At 70.3% G+C, this 22,327-nt stretch carries 19 protein-coding genes, 1 pseudogene and 1 riboswitch; of the genes and pseudogenes, 8 read left to right on the top strand and 12 right to left on the bottom strand.

Going from position 1 to position 22,327, the window contains the following annotated elements; all coding sequences use genetic code 11:
- Nucleotides 1-3 precede the first annotated feature (3 nt).
- Genes AB0O76_RS26565 through AB0O76_RS26550 form a run of 4 tightly spaced genes read left to right on the top strand, consistent with a single transcriptional unit; the run spans nt 4 to nt 3,887 of the window.
- Complete coding sequence (locus AB0O76_RS26565; RefSeq protein WP_365496055.1) at nt 4-2,382, top strand: nitrate- and nitrite sensing domain-containing protein; 2,379 nt, start codon at nt 4-6, stop codon at nt 2,380-2,382.
- The gene (locus tag AB0O76_RS26560) at nt 2,382-2,843 is read left to right on the top strand and encodes a roadblock/LC7 domain-containing protein (protein WP_365496053.1); all 462 of its coding nucleotides are present in this window, start codon (nt 2,382-2,384) and stop codon (nt 2,841-2,843) included. The genes AB0O76_RS26565 and AB0O76_RS26560 overlap by 1 nt, the downstream gene beginning before the upstream one ends.
- Complete coding sequence (locus AB0O76_RS26555; protein ID WP_365496051.1) at nt 2,840-3,307, top strand: DUF742 domain-containing protein; 468 nt, start codon at nt 2,840-2,842, stop codon at nt 3,305-3,307. Before AB0O76_RS26560 ends, AB0O76_RS26555 begins: the two co-directional genes overlap by 4 nt.
- Nucleotides 3,288-3,887, top strand: coding sequence for an ATP/GTP-binding protein (locus AB0O76_RS26550; RefSeq protein WP_365496049.1), 600 nt, complete (start codon nt 3,288-3,290; stop codon nt 3,885-3,887). The genes AB0O76_RS26555 and AB0O76_RS26550 overlap by 20 nt, the downstream gene beginning before the upstream one ends.
- Nucleotides 3,888-5,233: 1,346 nt before the next feature.
- On the opposite strand, the gene AB0O76_RS26545 is transcribed toward AB0O76_RS26550, so the two are convergent.
- Nucleotides 5,234-5,599 (bottom strand): metalloregulator ArsR/SmtB family transcription factor, encoded by a 366-nt coding sequence (locus AB0O76_RS26545; protein WP_365496047.1) that lies wholly within the window; start codon nt 5,597-5,599, stop codon nt 5,234-5,236.
- A gap of 117 nt (nt 5,600-5,716) precedes the next feature.
- Here AB0O76_RS26545 and AB0O76_RS26540 point away from each other — a divergent pair.
- A pseudogene (locus AB0O76_RS26540) lies at nt 5,717-6,916 on the top strand (MFS transporter); the annotation flags it as partial.
- A gap of 582 nt (nt 6,917-7,498) precedes the next feature.
- Here AB0O76_RS26540 and AB0O76_RS26535 read toward each other — a convergent pair.
- A complete protein-coding gene (locus AB0O76_RS26535; RefSeq protein ID WP_365496045.1) occupies nt 7,499-8,308 on the bottom strand; it encodes a CbtA family protein in 810 nt (269 codons plus the stop codon).
- Between the two features lie 14 nt (nt 8,309-8,322).
- The gene (locus AB0O76_RS26530) at nt 8,323-8,553 is read right to left on the bottom strand and encodes a CbtB-domain containing protein (protein ID WP_365496043.1); all 231 of its coding nucleotides are present in this window, start codon (nt 8,551-8,553) and stop codon (nt 8,323-8,325) included.
- Between the two features lie 39 nt (nt 8,554-8,592).
- Nucleotides 8,593-8,735, bottom strand: a riboswitch (cobalamin riboswitch).
- A gap of 149 nt (nt 8,736-8,884) precedes the next feature.
- Between AB0O76_RS26530 and AB0O76_RS26525 the strand changes: the two genes are divergently transcribed.
- Nucleotides 8,885-9,466 carry a histidine phosphatase family protein gene (locus AB0O76_RS26525; RefSeq protein ID WP_365496041.1) on the top strand — a complete coding sequence of 194 codons (582 nt, stop codon included), beginning with the start codon at nt 8,885-8,887 and terminating at the stop codon, nt 9,464-9,466.
- Nucleotides 9,421-9,927, top strand: coding sequence for an alpha/beta hydrolase (locus AB0O76_RS26520; protein ID WP_365496039.1), 507 nt, complete (start codon nt 9,421-9,423; stop codon nt 9,925-9,927). Before AB0O76_RS26525 ends, AB0O76_RS26520 begins: the two co-directional genes overlap by 46 nt.
- Here AB0O76_RS26520 and AB0O76_RS26515 read toward each other — a convergent pair.
- The 3 genes from AB0O76_RS26515 to AB0O76_RS26505 form a co-directional block, all read right to left on the bottom strand.
- On the bottom strand, nt 9,834-12,782 hold the full coding sequence (locus AB0O76_RS26515; protein WP_365496037.1) for an NACHT domain-containing protein: 2,949 nt from the start codon (nt 12,780-12,782) through the stop codon (nt 9,834-9,836). The genes AB0O76_RS26520 and AB0O76_RS26515 overlap by 94 nt on opposite strands.
- 69 nt (nt 12,783-12,851) lie before the next feature.
- Entirely contained in the window at nt 12,852-13,262 is a 411-nt protein-coding gene (locus AB0O76_RS26510; protein WP_365496035.1) for a hypothetical protein, read from the bottom strand.
- 75 nt (nt 13,263-13,337) lie between these two features.
- Nucleotides 13,338-14,240 carry a LysR family transcriptional regulator gene (locus AB0O76_RS26505; protein WP_365496033.1) on the bottom strand — a complete coding sequence of 301 codons (903 nt, stop codon included), beginning with the start codon at nt 14,238-14,240 and terminating at the stop codon, nt 13,338-13,340.
- Nucleotides 14,241-14,428: 188 nt separating this feature from the next.
- Between AB0O76_RS26505 and AB0O76_RS26500 the strand changes: the two genes are divergently transcribed.
- Complete coding sequence (locus AB0O76_RS26500; protein ID WP_365496032.1) at nt 14,429-14,734, top strand: DUF1330 domain-containing protein; 306 nt, start codon at nt 14,429-14,431, stop codon at nt 14,732-14,734.
- Nucleotides 14,735-14,978: 244 nt separating this feature from the next.
- Here AB0O76_RS26500 and AB0O76_RS26495 read toward each other — a convergent pair whose 3' ends face one another.
- From AB0O76_RS26495 to AB0O76_RS26470, 6 genes are all read right to left on the bottom strand, one after another.
- The gene (locus AB0O76_RS26495; RefSeq protein WP_365496030.1) at nt 14,979-16,001 is read right to left on the bottom strand and encodes a TIGR03842 family LLM class F420-dependent oxidoreductase; all 1,023 of its coding nucleotides are present in this window, start codon (nt 15,999-16,001) and stop codon (nt 14,979-14,981) included.
- A gap of 61 nt (nt 16,002-16,062) precedes the next feature.
- The gene (gene hydA, locus AB0O76_RS26490) at nt 16,063-17,454 is read right to left on the bottom strand and encodes a dihydropyrimidinase (RefSeq protein WP_365496028.1); all 1,392 of its coding nucleotides are present in this window, start codon (nt 17,452-17,454) and stop codon (nt 16,063-16,065) included.
- A gap of 229 nt (nt 17,455-17,683) precedes the next feature.
- Nucleotides 17,684-18,967, bottom strand: a complete 1,284-nt coding sequence (locus AB0O76_RS26485; RefSeq protein WP_365496026.1) for an aspartate aminotransferase family protein — start codon at nt 18,965-18,967, stop codon at nt 17,684-17,686.
- Nucleotides 18,964-19,806, bottom strand: a complete 843-nt coding sequence (locus tag AB0O76_RS26480) for a nitrilase-related carbon-nitrogen hydrolase (RefSeq protein WP_365496024.1) — start codon at nt 19,804-19,806, stop codon at nt 18,964-18,966. The genes AB0O76_RS26485 and AB0O76_RS26480 overlap by 4 nt, the downstream gene beginning before the upstream one ends.
- A gap of 216 nt (nt 19,807-20,022) precedes the next feature.
- Entirely contained in the window at nt 20,023-21,528 is a 1,506-nt protein-coding gene (locus tag AB0O76_RS26475; RefSeq protein ID WP_365496022.1) for a hypothetical protein, read from the bottom strand.
- Nucleotides 21,529-21,634: 106 nt separating this feature from the next.
- Nucleotides 21,635-22,177 (bottom strand): helix-turn-helix domain-containing protein, encoded by a 543-nt coding sequence (locus tag AB0O76_RS26470; RefSeq protein WP_365496329.1) that lies wholly within the window; start codon nt 22,175-22,177, stop codon nt 21,635-21,637.
- Nucleotides 22,178-22,327: the final 150 nt, after the last annotated feature.

The following is a 22,327-nucleotide window of genomic DNA, read 5'->3' as shown; positions in this document are numbered from 1 at the left end:
GCCATGCCCGAACGCCCCCTGCTGCCCGAACGGCTGCGCCCCAAATCGATCAGAGCCAAGGTCGTCACGCTGCTGACCGTCCCGGTCGTCTCGCTGATGGCCCTGTGGGGCCACGCCGCGGTCACCACCGCATCCCAGGTCTCGGCCACCGAGCAGCTCAAGGAGATCAATTCCGCTCTGATCCGGCCCATTTCGGATTTCACCACGGCCGTGCAGGCCGAGCGCACCGCAGCCGTCGCCTACCGCGCGGCCCCGGACGCCGCGACCGAGAGCGCCCTGGACGCGGCCGTGTCCCGTACCGACAAAGCCGTCACCGCCCTGCGCTCCGGCATCGGGTCCAACACCACCGACATCGCCGCACTCGACACCAAGCTGCCGGACCGCATCGAACGGCTCCAGGACAGTGCCCGGTCGCTCACCGGGACCCGCAAGTCCGCCAAGAACCGCACCGCTGGAGTGGATGCTCTTCTCGCCCGCTACACCACCGCCGTCGAGCGGGCCTTCGCGGTGCGCACGGGGCTCGCAGGCACCGAACGCGGAGAGCGGATCGAAGCACGCTCGGACTCCCGTGACGTGATCGAACTCGCCCGCGCCCGCGAGGCGTTGAGCCGGCAGGACGCCGTACTCGGCGCCGCCGGGGCGGCCGGAACCATGTCCCCTGCGCAGTTCCGCGCGTTCGTCGGGGACGTCACGCTGCAGCGTGAGCTGACGCGAGCAGCCGTACCGGACTTGAAGCCGTCGCACGCGGACGCGTACCGCCAAGTCCTCGACGGCGAGTCCACGAGCCGCGTGACCGAAGCACAGGACGCCGTGCTGAACGCCGGTGCGGACCGTGCCGTGAGCGCCGTAACTGCCGAGCAGTGGCGGGCGGGTGCGGTGCCGACCCTCTCGGGCCTCACCGACGCGGAGCGCCGAGCGACGGCAGCGGGCACGACAGCCGAGCCCTACTCCCTTTCCACGCTGGGCAGTTCGGGCCTTGCGGTGATTCTCGGCCTCGTCGGCGTCGTGGTGTCCTTGCTGCTCTCCGTACGGATCGGACGCGGGCTCGTCACCGACCTCACCGGGCTGCGCAACACCGCGCTCGAACTCGCCGCCACCCGCCTTCCGGCCTCGATGCGCCGCATCCACAACGGCGAGGACATCGACCTCGACCAGGAGGCGCCGCTCGCCCGCACCGAAATCCGGGACGAGGTCGGGCAGGTCGGAGCCGCGCTCACCACCGTCCAGCGTGCCGCACTGCGTGCCGTCGCGGGCCGGGCGGCCGTCCTCACCGGCGTCTCCGGCGTGTACGTCAGCCTGGCCCGCCGCAGTCAGGCCCTGCTGCACCGCCAGTTGGCGCTTCTGGACACGATGGAGCGCCGCACGGACGACCCCACGGAGCTGGAAGACCTCTTCCGGCTCGACCACTTGACGACCCGTATGCGCCGGCACGCGGAGTCTCTGCTCATCCTGTCCGGCTCCGCACCGGGCCGCGCCTGGCGCAACCCCGTGCCGCTGATCGACACCGTCCGGGCCGGCATCGCGGAGGCCGCGGACATCAAGCGCGTACGCCTTGAGGGCATACCCGATCTGCGACTCGACGGCAGCGCGGTCGCCGACCTGGTGCACCTCGTCGCCGAACTCACCGACAACGCGGCCCAGTTCTCGCCCCCGCACACTCCCGTGGTGGTCCGCGGAGAAGAGGTGGGTGCCGGTGCCGTCCTGGAGATCGAGGACCGAGGCCTCGGCATGGGAGACGACGCGCTGGCCGCGGCCAACGAGCGTATCCGCGCTACGGACGTCGACCTCCTCGACTCCCGCAGGCTCGGCCTGTTCGTGGTCAACCGCCTCGCGCAGCGCCGGAACCTCGAAGTGACGCTGCGCCGCTCGGTCTACGGCGGAGTGACGGCACTGATCGTCATCCCGCAGCACATCCTCGAAGCCCCGCAGCCGGGCCTGCGCCCGCTGCCGAAGACGGATCTGCCGGAGCCGAATCGGCCGGAGCAGGATCGGCCAATGCCGAACCTGCCCGCGCCGGATCTGCCCACGCCGAACCTGCCCGCGCCGAACCTGCCCGTGCCGAACCCGCCCGCGCCGGACGGACCTGCTGCCCCCGTCCCCGCCGGGCCGCGCACCCCCGCGGCCCCGGACCCGGCACCCCAGCAACGTACGGACACAACCGACAAGGGGGGCAGGGAACCCGCCACCGAAGACGGGCTCCCGCGCAGGGTCCGGCAGGCAAATCTCGCCCCCGAGCTGCGCAAGGGCGACCCGGAACCCCCGGCACCCCTCCCGGCCCGGCGCTCCCCCGAGGCGGCCCGAGCCACCATGGCCTCCCTCAGTTCCGGCCGCCGCCGGGCCCACCGGGAACAACCGAACACCACCACTGAAGGAGGTCTTTGATGACCCCGACCTACAACGTCACCAGCCTGGGCGGCGGCAGGGACGACCACACCCCTGCGGGATCGGGGGCGGGCATCGACTGGCTCCTCGACGATCTGGTGACGCGAGTCCCCGAAGTCCGGTACACGGTGATGCTCTCCGGCGACGGCCTGTGCGTCGGGGCGTCCACGGGTCTCGGCCGCGACGAGTCCGAGCGCTTCGCCGCGATCGCCGCGGGCTTCCACTCCCTCGCCAAGGGCACGGGCCGGCACTTCGACGCGGGCGGCGTCGTGCAGACGATGGTCGAGCTGGAGGGCGGCTTTCTCTTCGTGGTGGCCGCGGGCGACGGCTCGTGCCTCGCCGTTTTCACGGACGGACATGCCGACATCGGCCTGGTGGCGTACGAGATGGCGATCCTCGTCGACCGCGTACGCGAACACCTCGACGTCCCCACAAGGACGGACGGCGACGACGCCCCATGACGACCCCGCCCCCGAACCGGCGCGACCCGCACCCGAACAGGCAAGGACCGCACCTGAACCGGCAAGCACCGCACCCCGACAGGACCGACGCCTGGACCGACCGCTACGACGAAGCGGCAGGTCCTCTCGTCCGCCTCTACGCCATGACCGCGGGCCGCGCCCACACGGACAACGGCGCCGAGCGCATCGACCTCATGTCTGTCGTCCGAGCCACCGGAGCCACCGCCGGGACAGCGCTGCCGCCCGAACAGCGCGACCTGCTGGCCCTGTGCGGCAGCGGCCCGCGGCCCGTCGCGGACCTGGCATCGGACACGGGCCTCCCGCTCGGTGTCGTACGCGTCCTGCTCGGCGACCTCACGAACCACGGTCTGATCAGCATCGCCCCGCCCGCGACCGCCGCACACACCGCACGCCCCGACCTCCCTCTCCTGCGAGAAGTGATCAATGGCCTCCGCGCACTCTGAACAAGCCGCACCTCCCGCCGACTTGACCGCATTGAAACTGCTCGTCGCCGGCGGCTTCGGCGTCGGCAAGACCACCCTGGTCGCCTCGGTCAGCGAAATCCGCCCCCTGCGTACGGAGGAACAGCTCACCGAGGCTTCCCGCCCGGTCGACGACCTGCAGGGCGTGGAGACCAAGACGACCACGACCGTCGCCATGGACTTCGGCCGCATCACCCTGGCCGACGACCTGGTCCTCTATCTCTTCGGCACACCGGGCCAGGACCGCTTCTGGTTCGTCTGGGACGAGTTGGCCACCGGCGCCCTGGGCGCGGTGGTCCTCGCCGACACCCGCCGCCTCGCGGACTGCTTCGCGGCGGTCGACTACTTCGAGAGTCGCGGTATCCCCTTCACCATCGCCGTGAACTGCTTCGACGGCGTACGCACCCACACCCCCGATTCCGTACGCCGCGCACTCGACCTGCCGCCCGACGTCCCCGTCAGCCTGTGCGACGTACGAGACCGGGCATCGGGAAAGGAGGTACTGATCGCCCTGGTGGAACACGTCGTACGCCACGCCGAGCAGTCATCCCAGGACGCCTGAACCCAACCCGCGAAGCGCCCGGAGTCGGCTCCTCCGCAGGACGGCGAAGGGACCCGACTGGCCCTGGACCTCCCCCGCGCCAACCCCGGACCGGAGCCGAAGGCCAACTCCGGTGCTCGGACACGCAGTTCGACGTTCACTCCCGCCTCGTGCAGCAAGGCCGCGCTCTCCTGGGCCGACTCCTGCCCCGCCCCGCCCCTACCGACGCGGGTCAAGCGCCTGCCGGAGGGGGTACATCCTGGAGCAGAGAGCGGACGTACCCCCTCCGAGGTGGCACATGAAGCGCAGGAACTATCGCCGCATCGCCTGCGCGATCGGCGCCCTGGCAACACTGGCCATGGCCCTGTGGGTGGCGACCTGGCTGGTCAAGAACTTCTGACCGACAGGGGCAGCGCACGCCGGGCTGGGCCGGGCCGGCCAGCTGTAATCAGGGGCCCGGCAGGAAGTCGCGTGTTCGCCGGTTCGCCATACGGGTGAAATCGGCGCTCTTCTGACGGAGTTCCAGGGGCGTGTCGCCGCTCGTTGTTGTTGGCTGCACCGCAGAGATCGACAACGAGAGGTGCGCCTGATGCCCCAGTACGGCGTACTCCTGTGCCGCCTGTCGCGAACTGCGGGCGTCATCGTCCTCATCGCCCTTGCCACATTCCTCCATGGGAGCGCGACCGCCGCCGCGAGCCCTGCGATGCCGGTATCAGTCGCCGCTCCCAGCAGTCTGTCGGGCGTCGCGGGGGGCAGCGTCGAGTCGCACCGACACGAATCCGCCCAGCACGACGGCGCCCATGCCTGGCGTGCCGGAACAGGCTGCTTGAGCAAGATGCGGCACCCCTCGGTGGCACCCCAAGCTCCCGGCTCCGTCCATGTCGGTGCCTGGCACTGTGCGGCTTCGTCCGCTCAGCTCATCCGTCGGGCCGCCATGATCCCTGCGCCCGATTCCGCGACGGATTCCAGCCGCGTCCTGCGCTGCTGACCGCTCCCGCGTCCCCGGCAGACGTCCGGGGACGCGCCGCGTCAGTCTTCCTTCTCCCGCAGGAGCAGCCAGTCATGCCCGCAGATCCCTTCACGGTCGTGTGCGCCTTGGTACGTGCCGAAGCCGCCCGCAGCGCCTCCCCCGCCGAACCGTCACCCCAGCCCCGGCTCTCTCAAGCCCGGCCGCGTCCCGCCGTCGAGACGCCGCACCCGCCTACGAGCCATCCGACCCAGCCCGGTAACCCCCGGTGGCGCCAACTGAGTCATGTACTGCGCGGATTGAGGCGCTCACCGCGATCCGTTGTCCGCGCGGTGATCCGGCGCACGACCGAGCGCGGGACACTGCCGCACGCTTGAGGCCCGCACGCGGGCCCGAATCCTCAGCCGTGCGGGGCCTGCCCGCTCACCCGGTGATCGGCGTGGCTGAGCGCCTCCATGACCAGTCGCTTCAAGTGGCCGTCAGCCAGGCGGTAGTGGATGTGGCGGCCCTCGCGGCGCGTCTCCACAAGCCCTGCGAGGCGGAGTTTGGCCAGGTGCTGACTGACCGCGGTACGGGACGCGGCGCAGCGTTCGGCGAGGGAGCCGACGTCCGACTCGCCCTCCCCCAGCGCGAGCAGCCACAGCAAATGCAGCCGCGTCGGATCCGAGAGCAGCGCGAACACGCGGGTCGCCTCGGCGAGACGGGCGGTGTCAGGTTCGCGCAGGTGCGCATGGGGCGCAGCTGGGACGGGCTCGCGTTCGGGCATGTGCCCAGCCTAGAGCGGGGTGGACGAGAAGACGCCCATTGTCATGTGCGCAGATGCGCACACAACGGCTAAGCTGGCGGAGCAGCCGATTGCCCCTACGACCGGGGAGCCCTCCGCATGCTGTCCGTTCTGCGCAACCGCACCTACCGTCACCTCTTCACCGCGCAGGTCGTCGCCCTGAGCGGCACCGGTCTGGCGACGGTGGCGCTCAGCCTGCTCGCCTACGACATCGCGGGCGACAGCGCCGGCGAGGTGCTCGGCACCGCACTCGCGATCAAGATGGCGGCGTACGTACTCATCGCCCCCGCAATGGCCGCGTTCACCGACCGGCTGCCACGCCGCACGCTGATGGCGGGCGCCGATCTGATCCGGGCGGGGGTCGCGCTGTGCCTGCCGTTCGTCGGGCAGGTCTGGCAGGTCTACGTCCTGATCTTCCTGCTCCAGTCGGCATCGGCGGCGTTCACCCCGGCCTTCCAGGCCGTCATCCCGGACGTACTGCCGAAGGAGCGCGACTACACGCGGGCACTGTCGCTCTCCCGGCTCGCCTACGACCTGGAGAGCCTGTTCAGCCCCGCGCTCGCCGGTCTGCTGCTGACCGTGATGACGTACAACTGGCTGTTCACCGGCACGATGGTCGGCTTCCTCGGCTCGGCGGCGCTTGTCGTCTCCGTCGCGCTGCCGAAGCCGACCGCCGCTCCACGCACGGGGCCGATCTACGCCAAGGCCATGGCGGGCAGCCGACTCTTCTTCCAAGTGCCGCAGCTGCGATCCCTGTTGGCTCTGAATCTCGCGGTCGCGGCCGCCGGCGCCATGGTGACCGTGAACTCCGTGGTGTACGTGCAGGGCATGTTCGGGCTCTCTGTCGGCTCGGTGTCCCTTGCCCTCGGGTTCTACGGCGGCGGTTCGATGGCCGTCGCGCTGATCCTGCCCCGCGCGCTCGACCGGGTCCGGGACCGGACCGTGATGCTGAGCGGGGCGCTGCTCCTCGTGGCCATGTTCGCGGGGCTCGGAGTCGTCACAGCCGGGCAGGGCGGGAGTTGGCGCTGGCCCGCGCTCCTTGTGACGTGGGCGGCGTTCGGGGCCGCGTGCTCGATGGTGCTCACACCTGCCGGGCGGCTGATCCGGCGTTCGGCTCCGAAGGAGGAGCGGACGGCGGCGTTCGCGGCACAGTTCTCGCTGTCGCACTCGTGCTGGCTGCTGACGTATCCGCTGGCGGGCTGGCTGGGCGGGGCGGCCGGGCTCGGGTGGGCCGTGGCCGCCCTTGGCGCCATCGCGCTGGGCGCGGCCGTGGGGGCACTGCGGCTGTGGCCCGCGCGGGCCGGGGAGTTGGCGGTCGGGCCGGGGGATGCTTCAGCCGTCGATCCTGCGATCCGGCCGAGGGGTGCTTCGGCCGTCGATCCGGCGGTCAGCCCGAAGGGTGGTGCTTCGGCCGTCGATCCGGCGGTCAGCCTGAAGGGCGCTTCAACCATCGACCCGACGGTCAGCCCGAAGGGCGCTTCAACCATCAACCCGGCGGCCAGCCCGAAGGGCGCTTCAACCATCAACCCGGCGGCCAGCCCGAAGGGCGCTTCAACCATCGACCCGGCGATCGAGCACGAGCATGCGGGCCTCGCCCCCGACCACCCGCACATCGTCGACGCCCTTGCCGTGGGCGCCGGTTGGCGGCACAGCCACCGCCCCATGGCGGACGCACTCCACGTCCGCCACTGACCTCTCGCCCTACGTCGCCGGGGGCGAGGCCGCTGCGATGGGCGAAGACGACGAGCCGGCCGGGACGCCCTGCACTTCACTCGCGAGGACGCCGCCTGAGGGGACCCACCGTGGCGCACCAAGCCCAAGCCCCGCCGACCCCAAAGGGGTTGGCGGGGCTTGGGCCGGTGCGTCGCGCCGTACGTAGGGTCAGGCGACGGCTGGTGTCGGCTGCTCGGCCTCGGTCTTGGCGTCGGCCGCCCGCGGGACGAGGAGCCGCTGTGCCAAGCCTCCGAAGAGGATGCCGAAGACCGCCCACAGCACGGCCTGGATCGCCAGTGAAGCGACTCTGAACTCCCACAACAGGGCTGCGGGGAATCCGGCCTTGACCGCGTCGTCGTTCGCGGGCAGGAACACGAACGCGACAGCCAGCACGGCGATGAACCCCGCCCCGGCGGCAAGCGTCGCGTTCCAGTTGCCCAGACGCGGTGCCAGTCGCCGCCCGATGATGACTGCGGCGATGCCGAGCAGCACACTGAGCAGGATCATCAGGAAGAACAGCATGGTTCGCTTCCCGATGGTGTCCGGGTTGCCGACCGCGGGCGGGGTGGCCGGGTACTTCAGGAACGGCACGAGGTAGACGGTGGTGAAGGCGGCGGCCGCCGTGAGCGCCGCAGTTGCCCGTGGGCTGAACCGGCCGATGCGGCCCAGGGCGAAGGAGAACGCCAGGGACGCGATGCCGCCCAGCGCGACCCCGTACACGAGGACACCGGTGGCCAGACCGACGGTCGACTGCTCCGTGCGGCTGACCGCTTCTTCCTCCTCGGCGGCCTCCTCGGACGCGGCGCCGCCGTGCCCCGCGTGGGGCGCGTCGCGGGCGGCCTGGGCCTCCTCCACCGCGATCGAGCCGTCGACGGGCGGCTCACCGATCGAGTAGGCCACGCCGAAGGCGAAGAGTCCGGCGATCAGGCCCGCGAGCATGCCACGGACCAGCAGATTTCTCACAGTTGAGGCGTGCACGTACTTGTCGCCTCTCAGTGGCACGGGAAGCCGAGCAGATGACGCCCGTCGTGGACCCACTCGTGCACGTCGGTGCCCGCGAACACGGAGGTGGCACCCTGCTCGGCACCGACGAAGTACAGCGCGATCAGCGCCAGGAGTCCGACGAACAGCGCCCAGGGCAGGACGGCCCGTACGGGCAGAGCAGTCGGTGTTGCAGGAACAGCAGGAGCGGAAGCGGCAGCAGAAACGGCGGCCTCGGCCATGGTGGAACCTCCTCGGGGAACACGCGTCCCATACGGTGGTGCAGGACGACGGTCCACGGGTCTGACTCACCACGGCGTCACCCTCGAAGGATCCCGCTGCGGCTCACAGTGGCGCGACCGTGCCGGACTTGCACCGGACTTCCGTCTCGCCGTCGTCACGTTCTGTACGTTCTGTTGAGATGTTCGCCGTGACCGTACCGCGCGCCGACCCTCCGGCCAAGGGCGTGAGTCCCGTATCACGCCCGTACGCCCCCGTCACGCCGACACGCCCCCCCACAGGTAGGGTGCCGCCGCGGGTCAACGGCCACGCGAAGGCCCTCCGGAGGAACCGATGACCGTACGTCTCACGCTGGTATCTCCCGCCACGAGTCAGGCTCTGAAGGAGGTCCGCTTCGACGACGACAGCCCTCTCGACCCGGCGGGAATCGCACGCGCCGAGGCGGCCGCCGGCTCACTCCCCCCAGCCGTTGCCACCTACACCTCACCGTCCCCACGCTGCCGCCGGACCGCCCAGGCACTCGGGCTTGCCCCCGCCGAACCTCTCGCCGCCCTCGCCGCCTGCGACATGGGCCGCTGGCAGGGACAGACGCTGGACTCCGTGGCGAGCGCCGAAGCGGAGGCCGTCGCTCTCTGGCTGGACGATCCAACTGCCGTACCCCACGGCGGCGAATCACTGCACGACGTACGCCTCCGCGTCGCAGCCTGGCTCGACACCTTGGGCAGCCCGGCCGGGCACGTCGTCGCCGTCGTCGAGCCGGACGTGATCCGCGCGGCCCTCGTCCACGCCCTCTCGGCACCCGATCAGGCATTCTGGCGACTGGACATCCGCCCGCTCACCGCCACCCGACTCAGCGGCCGCACCGGGCGATGGAACGTCCGCAGCGGAGACGCCCTGGCACCGGAGGCGTCGTAGGGACCTCGTCAGCCCTGCAGAGCGGGGATGACCTCCGCCCCGTACCCGTAGAGCGCTCACCGGTGTTCGGCCGCGTCAACGCTTGGACGATGCTTGACTGCGGTACCTGGCCGGTGCCGCCCAGGGGCGACGTCGGGCCGATCAGGGCGCCCGGCGCGGCACCCGTACTCCTCGTCTCCTACACAGACGACGCGGCGACCCCCCTGAGCAACGCCCAGGCGGTCCAAGCCCAGTTGGAGCGCGGATCGCTACTGATCCGCGAGGGCACCGGCCACGGCGCCTACGCTTCCAACTCGGCCTGCATCGACCGCTCCGTCGACGCCTACCTGGTCAACGGCGCCCTGCCGGGGTTCGTTTGCCTGGGCCGTCATGCCGTGGGCGCGGTGGCCCGGGGGTCTTCCTGCGACACCTCGGTGGCCGAGGCGAGCCGCTGCTGCATGCGCAGATGGCGGAACTCGTAGTGAGCGCCGGACTGCCGTAGCACTCCCCTGCGGTGCGCTTCGTCGAGGAACGTCATGATTCGCCAGGGCAGCCGCCGCGTCAGGGCCAGCCAGACACGGGCAACGGCCAGTTGCCCCCAAGCGGTGAGCGCGAGTGCGGCGGTGCCCATCGGCACCCACATCTGCGCCGCGACATGGTCGAGCCCGCCCCGCGACGCGAACGCCCAGGCCAGGAGGACACACACCCCGCCCGTCATGACCGCCACGACTCCGGACCGGGAAAGCGACGCCATGCGGTCCGTGCGCAGGATGACTTGCGGATTGGCCGCCCGGATGAGATCGGAGGGAGCACTGAGCGCACGATAGAGACCCGAAGCAGGGCCGCCGATCAGCGCGATCAGGACTCCGCCCATCGCACCGGGGAGCAGGAACCGGTCGAGCGGGTGCCGGGCGGCGCTCTGAGCGAGCCAGGTCCGAGACTGCCTGGGTAGCTCCGGCAGCATGTTCACCGCATCGGCCGCGGTATGGCCGTCGACGAGGATGCGCAGGTCGCCCTGGGCAACGCGGAAGGTCACCCGTGTGTCGAACGACTCGCACTTCTGGTCGCAGCTCGGCGGATGGCTGCCGTGAGGATATGCCGTGAGCCGGGCGCCTCCGTGTGGGTACACCAGGATGCCGGCGATCTCCGTCGAGGACTCGACGGTGCGGACGCCGTCAGGTGTTTCCTGGTGCAACCACTTCCCAAGCCGCGTGCCGTCCAGGTCGGGCGCCCTGGAGGTCTCCACCGCGGAGAACGCGTAGCCGACGGCGCCCACCGTCCCGCCTGCCGCCACTCCGACAAGCAGGCACACAGCCCAGCCGTGCAGAAGCCCGGTCACGAAACGCCGGGCGATACGGCCCTCACCGACATGGGAAACGGCCGTCCGCACCCCCTGTCGCCTCGCTGCCGCCCACAGGCACAGGGCCGCGGTGAAGCACAGGGCACCGGCCACCATCGGCCACGTGCCGAGGTCGTGCCCGAACAGCCATGGCCTGACGATAACGAGCCCTGCCAGGGCGAGGAGGCCACCCCCGGCCTGTGCCGCGAGCCGACCGGCAGGACTGCCCGCCCAGGGCAGCCCGAGCGGCACCGCATGGCGGGCAAGACCCGCAACCCCGAAGTACAAGGCGATCAGCACGCCGAAGACCGCGCCCCCGAACAACTCGGCCGCCCAGCCGTCCGTGACCGTGCCGAACTGCAGCCCGAACTGCACGGAGCCTCCGGTGAGGGCGTACCCGAGGCTGGCCACGGCGGCCGTCGCCATGCAGACCGTGAGCTGCCGGTGCAGTGCCGTGCCCCCTTCGCTCCGCGCCGCCGACACGGGCAGGAGCAGGGCAAGACCACCGGTGAATCCGACCAGGGTGCCGACCAGATTGGCCGCCAGTGACGGCCTGTCGTCGACGACGAAGACGTCGCCGCCGACGCTGGAGAGCAGGATGGGGACGGCCAGTACGAACGTGAGTGCCTGCGCGAGCAGGGCGGGCGCCACCAGCCGCAGCGCCCGCGGCACGCAGAGATACAGCTCCCACCAGGCGAGCCGCTTGGTCCCTCGCCGCTCCAACTCGCGGGCAAGCCAGGCCAGCCAGCGCCTGGCGTCCGCTGTGCGCCACCGTGAGTCGACACCTCCGTCGCCGAACGCGGCTGGTACGAACGCGTCGAGGAGGTGCTCTTCGATCCCGGCCGTCGTCCCGAAACGAGGATCGTCGAGGAGCTCTTGGGGGTCGCGGGACACGTCGCCGTAGACCGTGCGGGCCAGGGCCACCATGAGCGGGTTGGCCAGGATCTGCAGGAGCGCACCGGCTGCCGGGGCGCGCGAGTCCTCCTGCAGGGACTGCAGGGAGTCCAGCACCGGGGTCCACACCGTCGTGCGGCGATCGCGGGGACCACGTAACGGACGCGCGGTGCGCTCCAGATATGACTTCGCCTCGGCGAACTCCAGCGGCAGCAGCTCAAGGACCTCCGCACCAGTGAGTACGTCGCTGCACGCGACCGTGCTGCGCCAGGCCGTGGTCCGCGAGGTGACGAGCACCGGCATGCCGTCGTCCAACTCGGCGTTGAGCCTGCGCATCCCGGTGCCGTACAACGCCGGGGGCAGTTCGTCGAAGCCGTCGAGGACAGGCGTGATCAGCCCGGCGTCGAGCAGCGCCCCGGCCAGTACGGTGCCGTCGGTGGTGGCCGCCAGCGGCCGGTACTCCGCCACGAGCCGCTCGACGAGCCAGGCACGCAGGGCGGTGGTGCCCGGGTCCCAGGCCGCCAGGGGGAAGATCACGGGCACCGCCGTGCCGGGCGTGCGCTTCCTCAGAAGGTCGAGCGTGCAGCACACGGCGAGCACACTCTTGCCCGAGCCAGGGCTTCCGAGCACGACCATGCGCCTGGACGGCACCTCCTCGAAGGCCGTGGCGATCGACGCCAGACAGTTGTCTCCGGGCCGGGGCTCCGGCACCGGGCGCCCACGCCGGATGTTCCGTGTGTCGTCCGTGAGCAGTCTGTCGGCCCGCCTCCAGCGGACGTTCAGCGGCTTCGGGTCCTGCAGCCGCCGCAGCCGCGCCTCCTGCGCCCATTGGACCCGTACCGCCTCGGCGAGCGCATCAGCGGTCTGTCGCAACACGACGCCGGATTCCGGGGGCGCGTCCGTGCGACGCAGGACGTCCACGAGCAGGGCCGCGACGGACACCATGACGCCGACCACGGATACGACGAACGCGGGGCCGTCGTACTGCACTTGCTCACCGTGCCCGCCGCCGACCCGGCGGAGCGTGACGGCCAGCACGACCAGCGCCGCACAGCCGACGCCGACCCACAGCCTGCGTCGTGTCCAGACTTCCCGCCCACGCATGCCGTTCCCTCCGTACCCCTCGCCTCATGTCGAACTGAGCGTTTCAAGGAAGAAGCGCCTGGCGGCGGGTCAGTGCACTTCTGCAGCGGGGCGCTTAGTGGTGAGAACAGGGAGGCGCGTGCGCCGTGCGCGCTCCGGACGGGGTGTGTGGTACGAGGGCGGCACCACCTCCGCGTCCAGCTCCGCCGACCAGGTCGGCACCAGCCGCACTCCAACCGGCGATCCGGTACGGGCCACCGGCGTATCTGCCTGCTCCACCAGGAAAGCCGTCAACTCCTCGATCTGACCAGGCAGTTCACGCGGCCCGAGGTGAGGCGTACGCGAACGACCAGGGTGGGGAACGAGCGCCGCGATCTCGATCGCCTTGGCCGTCGGGAGCGGCATCTCGTCGAGCTCCTGGTCGCACACCGCCATCATCGGATGCTGATCCGCCGGCGTAGCGAGGTCGTGTCGGACATTCAGCAAGACCGCCGTCGTCATCACCGCGAAGTCCGCCGGGCGCAAGGTCTTCGGCCTCGCCACCGCAGGCGTCCGTCTCGCTTGACCTCTTGCGCGTCAGTCCGGCAGCCAGTGCAGCTCGTGCGCCAGGGTTTTGGCGACGGCACGGATGCGGCGGTGCAGCGGCGACTGCTCGCGTGGGAGGACCAGGTGGATCGTCAGGCTGGGCGCGCCTCGCAGCGGTCGCCAGGTGAGACCGGCCGGTTGTGCCGTGACCGCGGCTTCTCCGGCCGGGGCGAGGGTGACCCCGTCGCGCAGGTCGCGCTGAGACATGTCGAAAGAGACTGCGGGCGTGTGGAATCGGGGGTGTGGTCGGGTGTCTCGGAACAGTGCGGACAACTGATCGTGGATCACGGGGTTGGCCACACGGTCCGGGAGTCGCAGCGGATACGCGGCCGCGTCGGCGATCTCGATCTCCGGGTGTTCGGCCAGCGGATGGTGCTGCGCCAGCTGGACCCCGATGCGCGCACGCCGCAGCAGGAACCGGCGCACGCCACGGCCCGGCTGTTCACCGCGGGTGATCCCGGCATCGATGCGGCCGTCGGCGACCGCGGGGGAGATCTCCGGTGTCGCCATCGGGACCGCGCCGACCTCGAGTCCGCTGTTGCCGCGAATCAGCCTGTCCACCAGGGCCGGTGCCGTCTCGGCCCCGGCGCTGAGGCTGTATCCGATGCGCAGCGTGCCCAGTTCACCGGCCGCCGCGCTCCGGGCGGTGTCCCATGCCCGGTCCAGCGCCGCCAGCGCGGGCGGCGCGGACTCCGCCAAAGCCGCACCGGCCGTGGTCAATACGACGCTACGCGTGTTGCGGACCAGCAGGGCCGTACCGAGTTCCGCCTCCAATCGGCGCATCCGGGCGCTGAGTGCGGGCTGTGCGATACCGATCCGTGCGGCCGCGCGGGTGAAGTTCAACTCCTGGGCAAGGACCAGGAAGTACCGCAGGCTCACCGTATCCGGCGCCACGTGCCCTCCCTGCCGATTGATAACGATCCGTTCTGAGCCTATCCCGTACCGGTCTTTCCCTCGACCGCAGATCAAGCCCTAACCTGCGCGTATGGCGATTCAACCGACCGCAGTACCCGTCGCCGGGATCGATCGATCTGAGTGTCAATCCGAAGTCGGACGTGTCCGGCCGAACACAGGAGGTTTCCATGGCTAAGGGCTACTGGGTCAGTGTCTACCCCGCCATTTCCGACCCTGAGAGGCTGACTGCCTACGACAAGCTGGCCGGTCTGGCTGTTCAGGCTGGGGGCGGGCGCGTCCTGTCCCGGATCCCGTCCCGTGGCGGTCGAGTCGTCGCCCACGAGGCCGGAATCACGCAACGCGTCGTTCTGATCGAGTTCGACAGCTTTGAACAGGCCGTCGCGGCATACGAGAGCGAGGCATACCAGAAGGCGCTGGTGGCCCTCCCCGACGGCGTCGAGCGCGACTTCCGCATCATCGACGGCATCGACTGACCGGCGGGCCCAGCCATCGCTGAGCATCCGTCACCCTCCAGCCCGCCCCCACCGGCTGAATCGCGCCCACAGCACGCTGCCCCGCGTGCATACCCCGTGCACAATCACGCGGGAACTCCCGGGAAACCGCAGGTAGGAGCGGGAAGCGCCTCCGCAAGAGATATGGCCCTGACCAAGGGAAACCCCCTGGCCAGGGTCACAAAGGCAGACGAGTCGGGCTGCACGCCGGGTTCTGTCCCAGGCCTCATTCCCGCAGCGCGGGGATGACGCTGGTGCCATAGCCGTCGATGACGCTTTCGCGAGCATCGTGCATCGCGTAGATCGCGAACTGGTCCACGCCCAGTTCCTTCAACTGCCGCAGTTTCGCCACCTGTTGCTCCACCGTCCCGATGACGCAGAAGCGGTCCACGATGTCGTCCGGGACGAACGCCGTGTCGGGGTTGTCGGTGCGGCCGTGGTGGGAGTAGTCGTAGCCCTCGCGGGCCTTGATGTAGTCCGTCAGGGCCTCGGGGACCACATCCGAGTGTGCGCCGTACTTGGACACCAGGTCGGCCACATGGTTGCCGACCATCCCGCCGAACCAGCGGCACTGCTCACGCGCGTGTGCAAGGGCCGCCGGTGAGTCGTCCTCCGTGAGGTACGCGGGCGCCGCCACACAGATCGTCACCGACGCCGGGTCGCGGCCCGCCGCCGCTGCCGCGTCGCGGACCGCCTTGATCATTGTCTTCGTCAGGTAGGGGTCGGCGAGTTGGAGGATGAAGCCGTCGGCCTCCTCCCCCGCCATCTTCAACGCCTTGGGGCCGTACGCGGCCATCCAGACCGGGAGTTGGGCATCCGGTTTGATCCAGGGGAAGTGGACGACGGTGCCGCCGCCCAGGTCCGCCTCCCCTCCCGAGGCCAGCGTCCTGATCACCTTCATGGCCTCGCTGATCCGGGCCAGGGTGTTGGGCTTGCGGCCCGCCACCCGCATCGCGGAGTCGCCACGGCCGATGCCGCACACCGTGCGGTTGCCGTACATGTCGTTGAGCGTCGCGAACGTGGATGCCGTCACCTCCCACGTCCGCGTCCCCGGGTTGGTGACCATCGGGCCCACGATCAGGCGCTCGGTGTTCGCCAGGATCTGGCTGTAGATGACGAAGGGTTCCTGCCACAGCACCGCCGAGTCGAAGGTCCAGCCGTAGCGGAAGCCGTTGCGCTCCGCGCGCTTCATCAGGCTGATGACCTGCGAAGCCGGCGGGTCGGTCTGCAGGACGAGTCCGAAATCCATGGTGCGTCGCCTCTCCTAGCCGAGGTAGCCGAGGTACTGGATTAGCCGAGGTACTGCGTCATTAGCCGAGGTACTGGGTCGTACCGCGCGGGACATAGCAGCCGTGCCCGGCCCGCCCCGTGAACTTCCGCTCGTCGATGACCACTTCGCCCCGCGACAGGACCGTCTCGACCTGACCGGTGACCCGTTTTCCCTCGTACGCCGAGTAGTCCACGTTCATGTGATGGGTCTCCGCCGACATGACCTGCTCCGCCGCCGGGTCGTAGACGACCACATCCGCGTCCGCGCCCGGCGCGATCGTGCCCTTCTTGCCGTACAGGCCGAACATCCGCGCCGGAGTGGCACACGCGATCTCGATCCAGCGGCGGCGCGTGATGTGCCCGTCCACGACCGCCTGATGGAGCAGGTCCATGCGGTTCTCCACACCCGGCAACCCGTTCGGGATCTTGGAGAAGTCGCCCCGGCCCAGCTCCTTCTGCCCCACGAAACAGAACGGGCAGTGGTCCGTCGACACCACCTGGAGATCGTTCGTGCGCAGGCCCCGCCACAGCGCCGCCTGATGCTCGCGCGGGCGCAGGGGAGTTGAACAGACGTACTTCGAGCCCTCGAAATCCGGCTCGGCCAAATTGTCCGTCGACAGGAAGAGATACTGCGGGCACGTCTCACCGAACACCGGAAGTCCCTCATCCCGGGCCCTGGCAATCTCGGCCAACGCCTCCCGGGCCGACACATGCACCACATACACCGGCGCACCCGCCACCTGGCTGAGCTTGATCACCCGGTGCGTCGCCTCCGCCTCAAGCAGCGCCTTGCGCACCTCACCGTGATACCGCGGATCCGTCTCGCCCCGCGCCAGCGCCTGCTGCACCAGCACATCGATCGCAATGCCGTTCTCCGCGTGCATCATGATCAGCCCGCCATTGTCAGCGGCCTTCTGCATCGCCCGCAGAATCTGCCCGTCGTCGCTGTAAAACACCCCCGGATAGGCAGTGAACAGCTTGAACGAGCTGATTCCTTCCTCAACGAGAAAGTCCATCTCCTTCAGCGATCGGTCGTTCACATCGGAGAGGATCATGTGGAAGCCGTAGTCGATCGCGCACTTCCCGTCCGCCTTCGCATACCAGGCGTCCAGGCCGGCCCGCAGCGAATGCCCCTGGCTCTGCACCGCGAAGTCCACGATCGTGGTCGTGCCGCCCCAAGCCGCCGCTCGCGTGCCCGTTTCGAACGAGTCGGAGGCGAAGGTGCCGCCGAACGGCAACTCCATGTGCGTATGCGCGTCAACACCCCCCGGAATCACGTACTTATGGGAAGCATCGATGACGCGGTCCGCAGTCCACTCCTGCGTCCCGGTGGAAGCCAGGGCCGCGATGCGGCCGTCCTCGATCAATACGTCGGCGTGAATCTCTTCGGCGGCCGTGATGACAAGGCCACCGGTGATCAGAGTGCGGGTCATCCTTCGCGCCTCCCTGCGCCGGGCTCATCGCGGTCCCGGTCTGGTCGTGGAGTTGGAGTCTCTGGGGTGGTGTGTGCCGGCGACGGCATCGCCGCGCCCGCCGGGCCGCCGCGGATCAGGGTGCGGGTACTCATGGTGGGGCGCTCCCTTTCAGGCTTGGGCGTACGTACGTACGTACGGGCGGGCGGGGCGGGAGGCATAGGCACACGCCGGTGGCGTGCTGCCCGAACTACACGTCCCTCAGGGCTCGTTCCAGGATCGTCGCCCCCTCCTCCGCCTCCGCGACCGTCAGCGTCATGGGCGGCGCGATGCGCAGCACGCTCGTGTCGTGGCCGCCGCCCTTGCCGATCAGAAGGCCGCCCTCGCGTGCCGCTTCGAGCGCGTCGGCCGCCGCCCGCGGATTCGCCTCGCCCGTCGTGGGATCGACCAGTTCGATGCCGATCATCAGGCCGCGGCCCCGCACTTCGCGTACGACGGGAATGTGGGCGCAGATGGCGCGCAGCCGCTCGATGAGGAGGCCGCCGACTCGCCGGGCATTGCCCTGGAGGTCGTGCTCCAGGAGGTAGGTGAGGTTCGCGTTGCCCGCCGCCATCGTGACCGGGGAGCCGCCGAACGTCGAAATGGAGTTGGAGTCAAGGGAGTTCATGACGTCCGCGCTCGCCACCACTCCCCCGATCGACATGCCGTTGCCGATGCCCTTGGCGAAGGTGAGCATGTCCGGCGGGCCGCTCGCGGCGTGTGCCTGCCAGCCCCAGAAGTGGTCGCCGGTGCGGCCCCAGCCGGTCTGCACCTCGTCCGAGATCCACAGAATGCCGTGCTCGCGCAGGACCTCGCGGAAGGCCGCGTAGAGCCCGTCCGGGGGTGAGGTGAAGCCGCCGACGCCCTGGATCGGCTCGGCGATCAGTGCCGCCACTCCCCCGCGTGCCTGCCCGAGCATGTCCCGCAGGTCGGCGACGCAGGCCTCGGTGAACTCGGCGTCGGTCAGCTCGGCGTACGGTCCACGGCCGCGGACGCCCCCATGGACGTACAACGTCTGGAGCGGCGAGAGGCTCGTGGGCGACCAGCTGCTGTTGCCGGTGATGCCGACGGCCGTGAAGGAGCGGCCGTGGTAGCTGTTGCGCATCGCCAGGACCTGGTTCGAGCGGCGGTGCGCCGTGGCCAGGAGCAGGGCCGTGTCGTTGGCCTCGGTCCCGGATGTGGTGAAGAAGACGCGGGCGTCGGGGATGCCGGAGAGGCCCGCGACGCGCTCGGCGAGGTCGATCATCGGGCGGTTGAGATAGAGCGTCGAGGAGTGGATGATGCGGCCGGCCTGCTCGCTGACCGCCTTGGTGACCTCGGGCAGCGCGTGCGCGGTCATGGTGGTGAGGATGCCGCCGAAGAAGTCGAGATACTTGCGCCCCTCCGCGTCCCAGACGTGGCGGCCCTCGCCGTGGGTGATCTCCAGCGGCTCGGCGTAATAGAGCGCGAGCCACTCGGGCAGGACGGACTTGTGGCGGCTGTAGAGATCCCTCACGGCTGAACCAGTCCTTCGTACGCGTCGGGACGGCGGTCGCGGTAGAACGCCCACTGTTGGCGTACTTCCTCGATCAGGTCCAAGTCCAGGTCCCTGACGACGAGTTCCTCGGCCTTGTCGCTCGCGGTCTCGCCGACGAACTGGCCGCGCGGGTCGACGAAGTACGAGGTGCCGTAGAAGTCGTTGTCGCCGTACTCCTCGACGCCCACGCGGTTGATCGCGGCGATGAAGTACTCGTTGGCGACGGCGGCCGCGGGCTGCTCGAGCTGCCAGAGGTAGGCGGAGAGGCCGCGGGATGTGGCGGAGGGGTTGTAGACGATCTGCGCGCCGTTCAGGCCGAGCTGGCGCCAGCCCTCGGGGAAGTGCCGGTCGTAGCAGATGTAGACGCCGACCTTGCCGACCGCGGTGTCGAAGACGGGCCAGCCCGCGTTCCCCGGCTTGAAGTAGTACTTCTCCCAGAAGCCCTTGACCTGGGGGATGTGGTGCTTGCGGTACTTGCCGAGGTACGAGCCGTCGGAGTCGATCACGGCGGCGGTGTTGAAGTAGAAGCCGGACTGCTCGACCTCGAAGACCGGTACGACGATGACCATGCCGGTCTCGCGGGCCAGCGCCTGCATGCGCGTGACGGTGGGTCCGTCCGGCACGGGCTCGGCCCAGCGGTAGTGCTCGGGCTCCTGGACCTGGCAGAAGTAGGGGGCGTTGAAGACTTCCTGGAAGCCGATGATCTTCGCACCCTGGCGGGCCGCCTCGCGGGCGTGCTCCTCATGCTTGGCGATCATGGATTCGGTGTCGCCGGTCCAGGTCGCCTGGACGAGTGCGGCGCGTACGACAGTGGCCATGAGAGCTGCTCCTTCACATGTCCGTGATGGGACGTCAGAGAGCTTCTACGCCCGTAGACTTGATGCGTAGATAGGAGAACGTAAGCCTCGTCGACCTGCTGGGCAAGACCATCGCCGTTAACCGGCGGAGTCGATCATGTTTCGCACCCGAGCGGGCGAGAAGCGATCACCCGGCGATCACGACGCGAGCGGGATACGGGCAGGACGCGGGCAGCGTCAGGCGCTGAATCCGGCCACGCGCAGGGCGTGCACGAGGTCCCAGTGGTGCTCGTCCGACACCCCCTGGGCCGCCTCCAGGAGCAGCGGTATGAGGCGGTAGGGATCGGTGTGCGCGCAGCCGGCCGCGTCCTCGGCGGTACGGACGCGAAGATAGGCGTCGAGCAGCGCACGGGCCTCGCGCTCGCGGCCCGCGTCGATCAGCGCGAGGACCGCTTCGGCGATCTCCGGCGCGGGCCGTGCGACGCCCTGCCGAAGCAGCTTGCGGCAGTCGTCGGCGCGGCCCGACCCGGCGAGCGCGTCGGCAAGGGCGACGAGGCGGTCGGGCGGCAGCGACGCGGCCTCCCAGAGCAGCGTCGACCAGTCGGCGCCGAGGCCCGCGCGGTGCAGTTCGGCCCCGAACGCAGGGAGGCGGGCCGCGGGCCAGCCCGCCGCCTCGACGAGCACGCCGTGCGCCTCGCCGCTGCGGCCTTCGCCGCGGAGCCTGACCAGTGCGGCGACGGCTTCGGCGGTGGCCCGGCCGGCGTCGCGGTCCGGGCCGATGAAGACACTGCCGGTGTCGCTGTCGACGTCACCGGGGGCCGTTTCGCCGGGCCCGTCGTCGGCGTGCGCGTACCGTGCGCCGCGCGGAGTGCGCCCGGCGGGCTGCCGCTCGGCCGTATCGGGTACGACGACGGGGGCGGCCGCTTCCTCGTCGAGGCCGGCGAAGCGGGCGCCGCGCGGTCGGCGACGCGGGGCGGCGGCCTGCTCGGGGACGGGGGGCTCCTCGGGGGCAGGAGCAGGGGCGGGGGCAGTGGCGGAGGCAGGAGCAGAGGCGGAGTCGAAAGGTGCCGCGTCGAAGTCCGCCGGCGAGGCATCACCGCCGTACTCCGCATGCTCCCCGTACTCCGTGTACTCGGTGGCCTCGGTGGACTCCTCATACTCCGCGGGTGGAACACCGACGCCGTACGACGAGACCCCGGCGTCCGGCGTGCCCAGGTCGACCCACTGGGGACGGTCCGCCTGCTCCAACCGCTCGATACGTTCCCGGAGTTCGGCACAGCGCGCCGTCGCCCGCTCGTGGTCGTCCCGCACCCAGGCGAGGTCACGGTTGAGCCGCTCCACCTCGTCGGGCGTCGCCGCGGCGGCGAGCGAACGCCCGAGCTCCGCCTGCCGTTCCACCGCGTACCGCTGCTCGGTGATCATCATGTCGAGGCGCTCGCCAAGGAGCTGACTGCCACCGGGCCGTGCGTCGTACGCCGCGAGCGAGGCGGCGTGCAGGGCGCGCGCCTGCTGCGTCTCCTGCCCGGCGGCCCGCTCCCCGTACGCCGCGGCGAGGTCGTGCAGCAGCGCCTCCACCACGTCCCAGGGCGGCACCTCCGCGCCGTCGATGCAGGCCTGCATGCCATCGGGGTCGCGCGACCAGAACACGCCGCACCACCCGGCGCCGGAGTCGAGCCGCGCCAGGAGATCCCGCAGGTATCTCGCGAACTCCCGCACCTGATCCGGGAGTTGTCCTACTGCCATCCGAGCCAGCACCGCCCCATGGAGCCTGGAGTCTTCCGGTCCGGAAGATAACACCAGTCGTGTTACGGGACGACTACACGCAGTTTTCCACCCGGCCCGCAGCGCCTCACACGGTGCCGTCCGCGCGGTGAGCCAGGACGGACCCGCACAGCCGGCGCAGGCCCTCGTGGAGCTCGTCCGGATCGGCTCCCTGGCCGGTCAGATGCTCGACGAGGTCACCGCGGACGGCGGCGAGCAGAGCGTGCGCGAGGTAGTCGGCCGCCGCGTCGCCGTGTACGCCGGACAGCATCCCGGCCACTTCGGAGTGCCACAGGTCGTAGGTGGGGTTGAGGTAAGGACTGCCGGCCCCGGCCCGCTCCAGGGCGAGCATCAGCGCGCGCTGGTTCAGCTTGAGGTCGAGCAGCGCCGACAGGAGCGCGGGCAGCCGCTCCTCGGCCGGCGCTCCCGGCCCCAACGGCGGCGGCCCGTGCAGGACTTGCTCGCGCAGCTGCCGGGTCTCCTCGACGACCAGCGCCTTCAGCAGACCGGTGCGGTCGGAGAAGTGCCGGAAGACCGTGCCCTTGCCGGCTCCGGCGGCCTGGGCGATGTCGGCCATCTTGACGCTGTCGGGGTCGGCGGCGTCCCTGAACAGCCGCGCCGCGGCGGCCAGCAGCGCGGCCCTGTTGCGGACGGAGTCGGCTCGCTCCTTGCGGACGGCGGTGATGGGATCCTCCTCGGTCGGGCGGGATGCGAGATGCGGGACGGGTGATGCGGGACGGGTGATGCGTGATCTACAGGATCGCAGGAGTCGAGAATAAGT

The organism is Streptomyces sp. NPDC086554 (genome assembly GCF_040686095.1).
Taxonomy (GTDB): Bacteria; Actinomycetota; Actinomycetes; order Streptomycetales; family Streptomycetaceae; genus Streptomyces.
The sequence above is the reverse complement of the archived record's forward strand: the minus strand, read 5'-3'. Positions and strand labels throughout refer to the sequence as shown.

Bases quoted from the DNA above. Each gene is read 5' to 3' on its own strand.
- AB0O76_RS26565 (WP_365496055.1), top strand. From the start codon at position 4: ATGCCCGAACGCCCCCTGCTGCCCGAACGGCTGCGCCCCAAATCGATC.
- AB0O76_RS26560 (WP_365496053.1), top strand. From the start codon at position 2,382: ATGACCCCGACCTACAACGTCACCAGCCTGGGCGGCGGCAGGGACGAC.
- AB0O76_RS26555 (WP_365496051.1), top strand. From the start codon at position 2,840: ATGACGACCCCGCCCCCGAACCGGCGCGACCCGCACCCGAACAGGCAA.
- AB0O76_RS26550 (WP_365496049.1), top strand. From the start codon at position 3,288: ATGGCCTCCGCGCACTCTGAACAAGCCGCACCTCCCGCCGACTTGACC.
- AB0O76_RS26545 (WP_365496047.1), bottom strand. From the start codon at position 5,599: ATGCCCGAACGCGAGCCCGTCCCAGCTGCGCCCCATGCGCACCTGCGC.
- AB0O76_RS26530 (WP_365496043.1), bottom strand. From the start codon at position 8,553: ATGGCCGAGGCCGCCGTTTCTGCTGCCGCTTCCGCTCCTGCTGTTCCT.
- AB0O76_RS26525 (WP_365496041.1), top strand. From the start codon at position 8,885: ATGACCGTACGTCTCACGCTGGTATCTCCCGCCACGAGTCAGGCTCTG.
- AB0O76_RS26520 (WP_365496039.1), top strand. From the start codon at position 9,421: ATGGAACGTCCGCAGCGGAGACGCCCTGGCACCGGAGGCGTCGTAGGG.
- AB0O76_RS26515 (WP_365496037.1), bottom strand. From the start codon at position 12,782: ATGCGTGGGCGGGAAGTCTGGACACGACGCAGGCTGTGGGTCGGCGTC.
- AB0O76_RS26510 (WP_365496035.1), bottom strand. From the start codon at position 13,262: ATGACGACGGCGGTCTTGCTGAATGTCCGACACGACCTCGCTACGCCG.
- AB0O76_RS26500 (WP_365496032.1), top strand. From the start codon at position 14,429: ATGGCTAAGGGCTACTGGGTCAGTGTCTACCCCGCCATTTCCGACCCT.
- AB0O76_RS26495 (WP_365496030.1), bottom strand. From the start codon at position 16,001: ATGGATTTCGGACTCGTCCTGCAGACCGACCCGCCGGCTTCGCAGGTC.
- hydA (WP_365496028.1), bottom strand. From the start codon at position 17,454: ATGACCCGCACTCTGATCACCGGTGGCCTTGTCATCACGGCCGCCGAA.
- AB0O76_RS26480 (WP_365496024.1), bottom strand. From the start codon at position 19,806: ATGGCCACTGTCGTACGCGCCGCACTCGTCCAGGCGACCTGGACCGGC.
- AB0O76_RS26475 (WP_365496022.1), bottom strand. From the start codon at position 21,528: ATGGCAGTAGGACAACTCCCGGATCAGGTGCGGGAGTTCGCGAGATAC.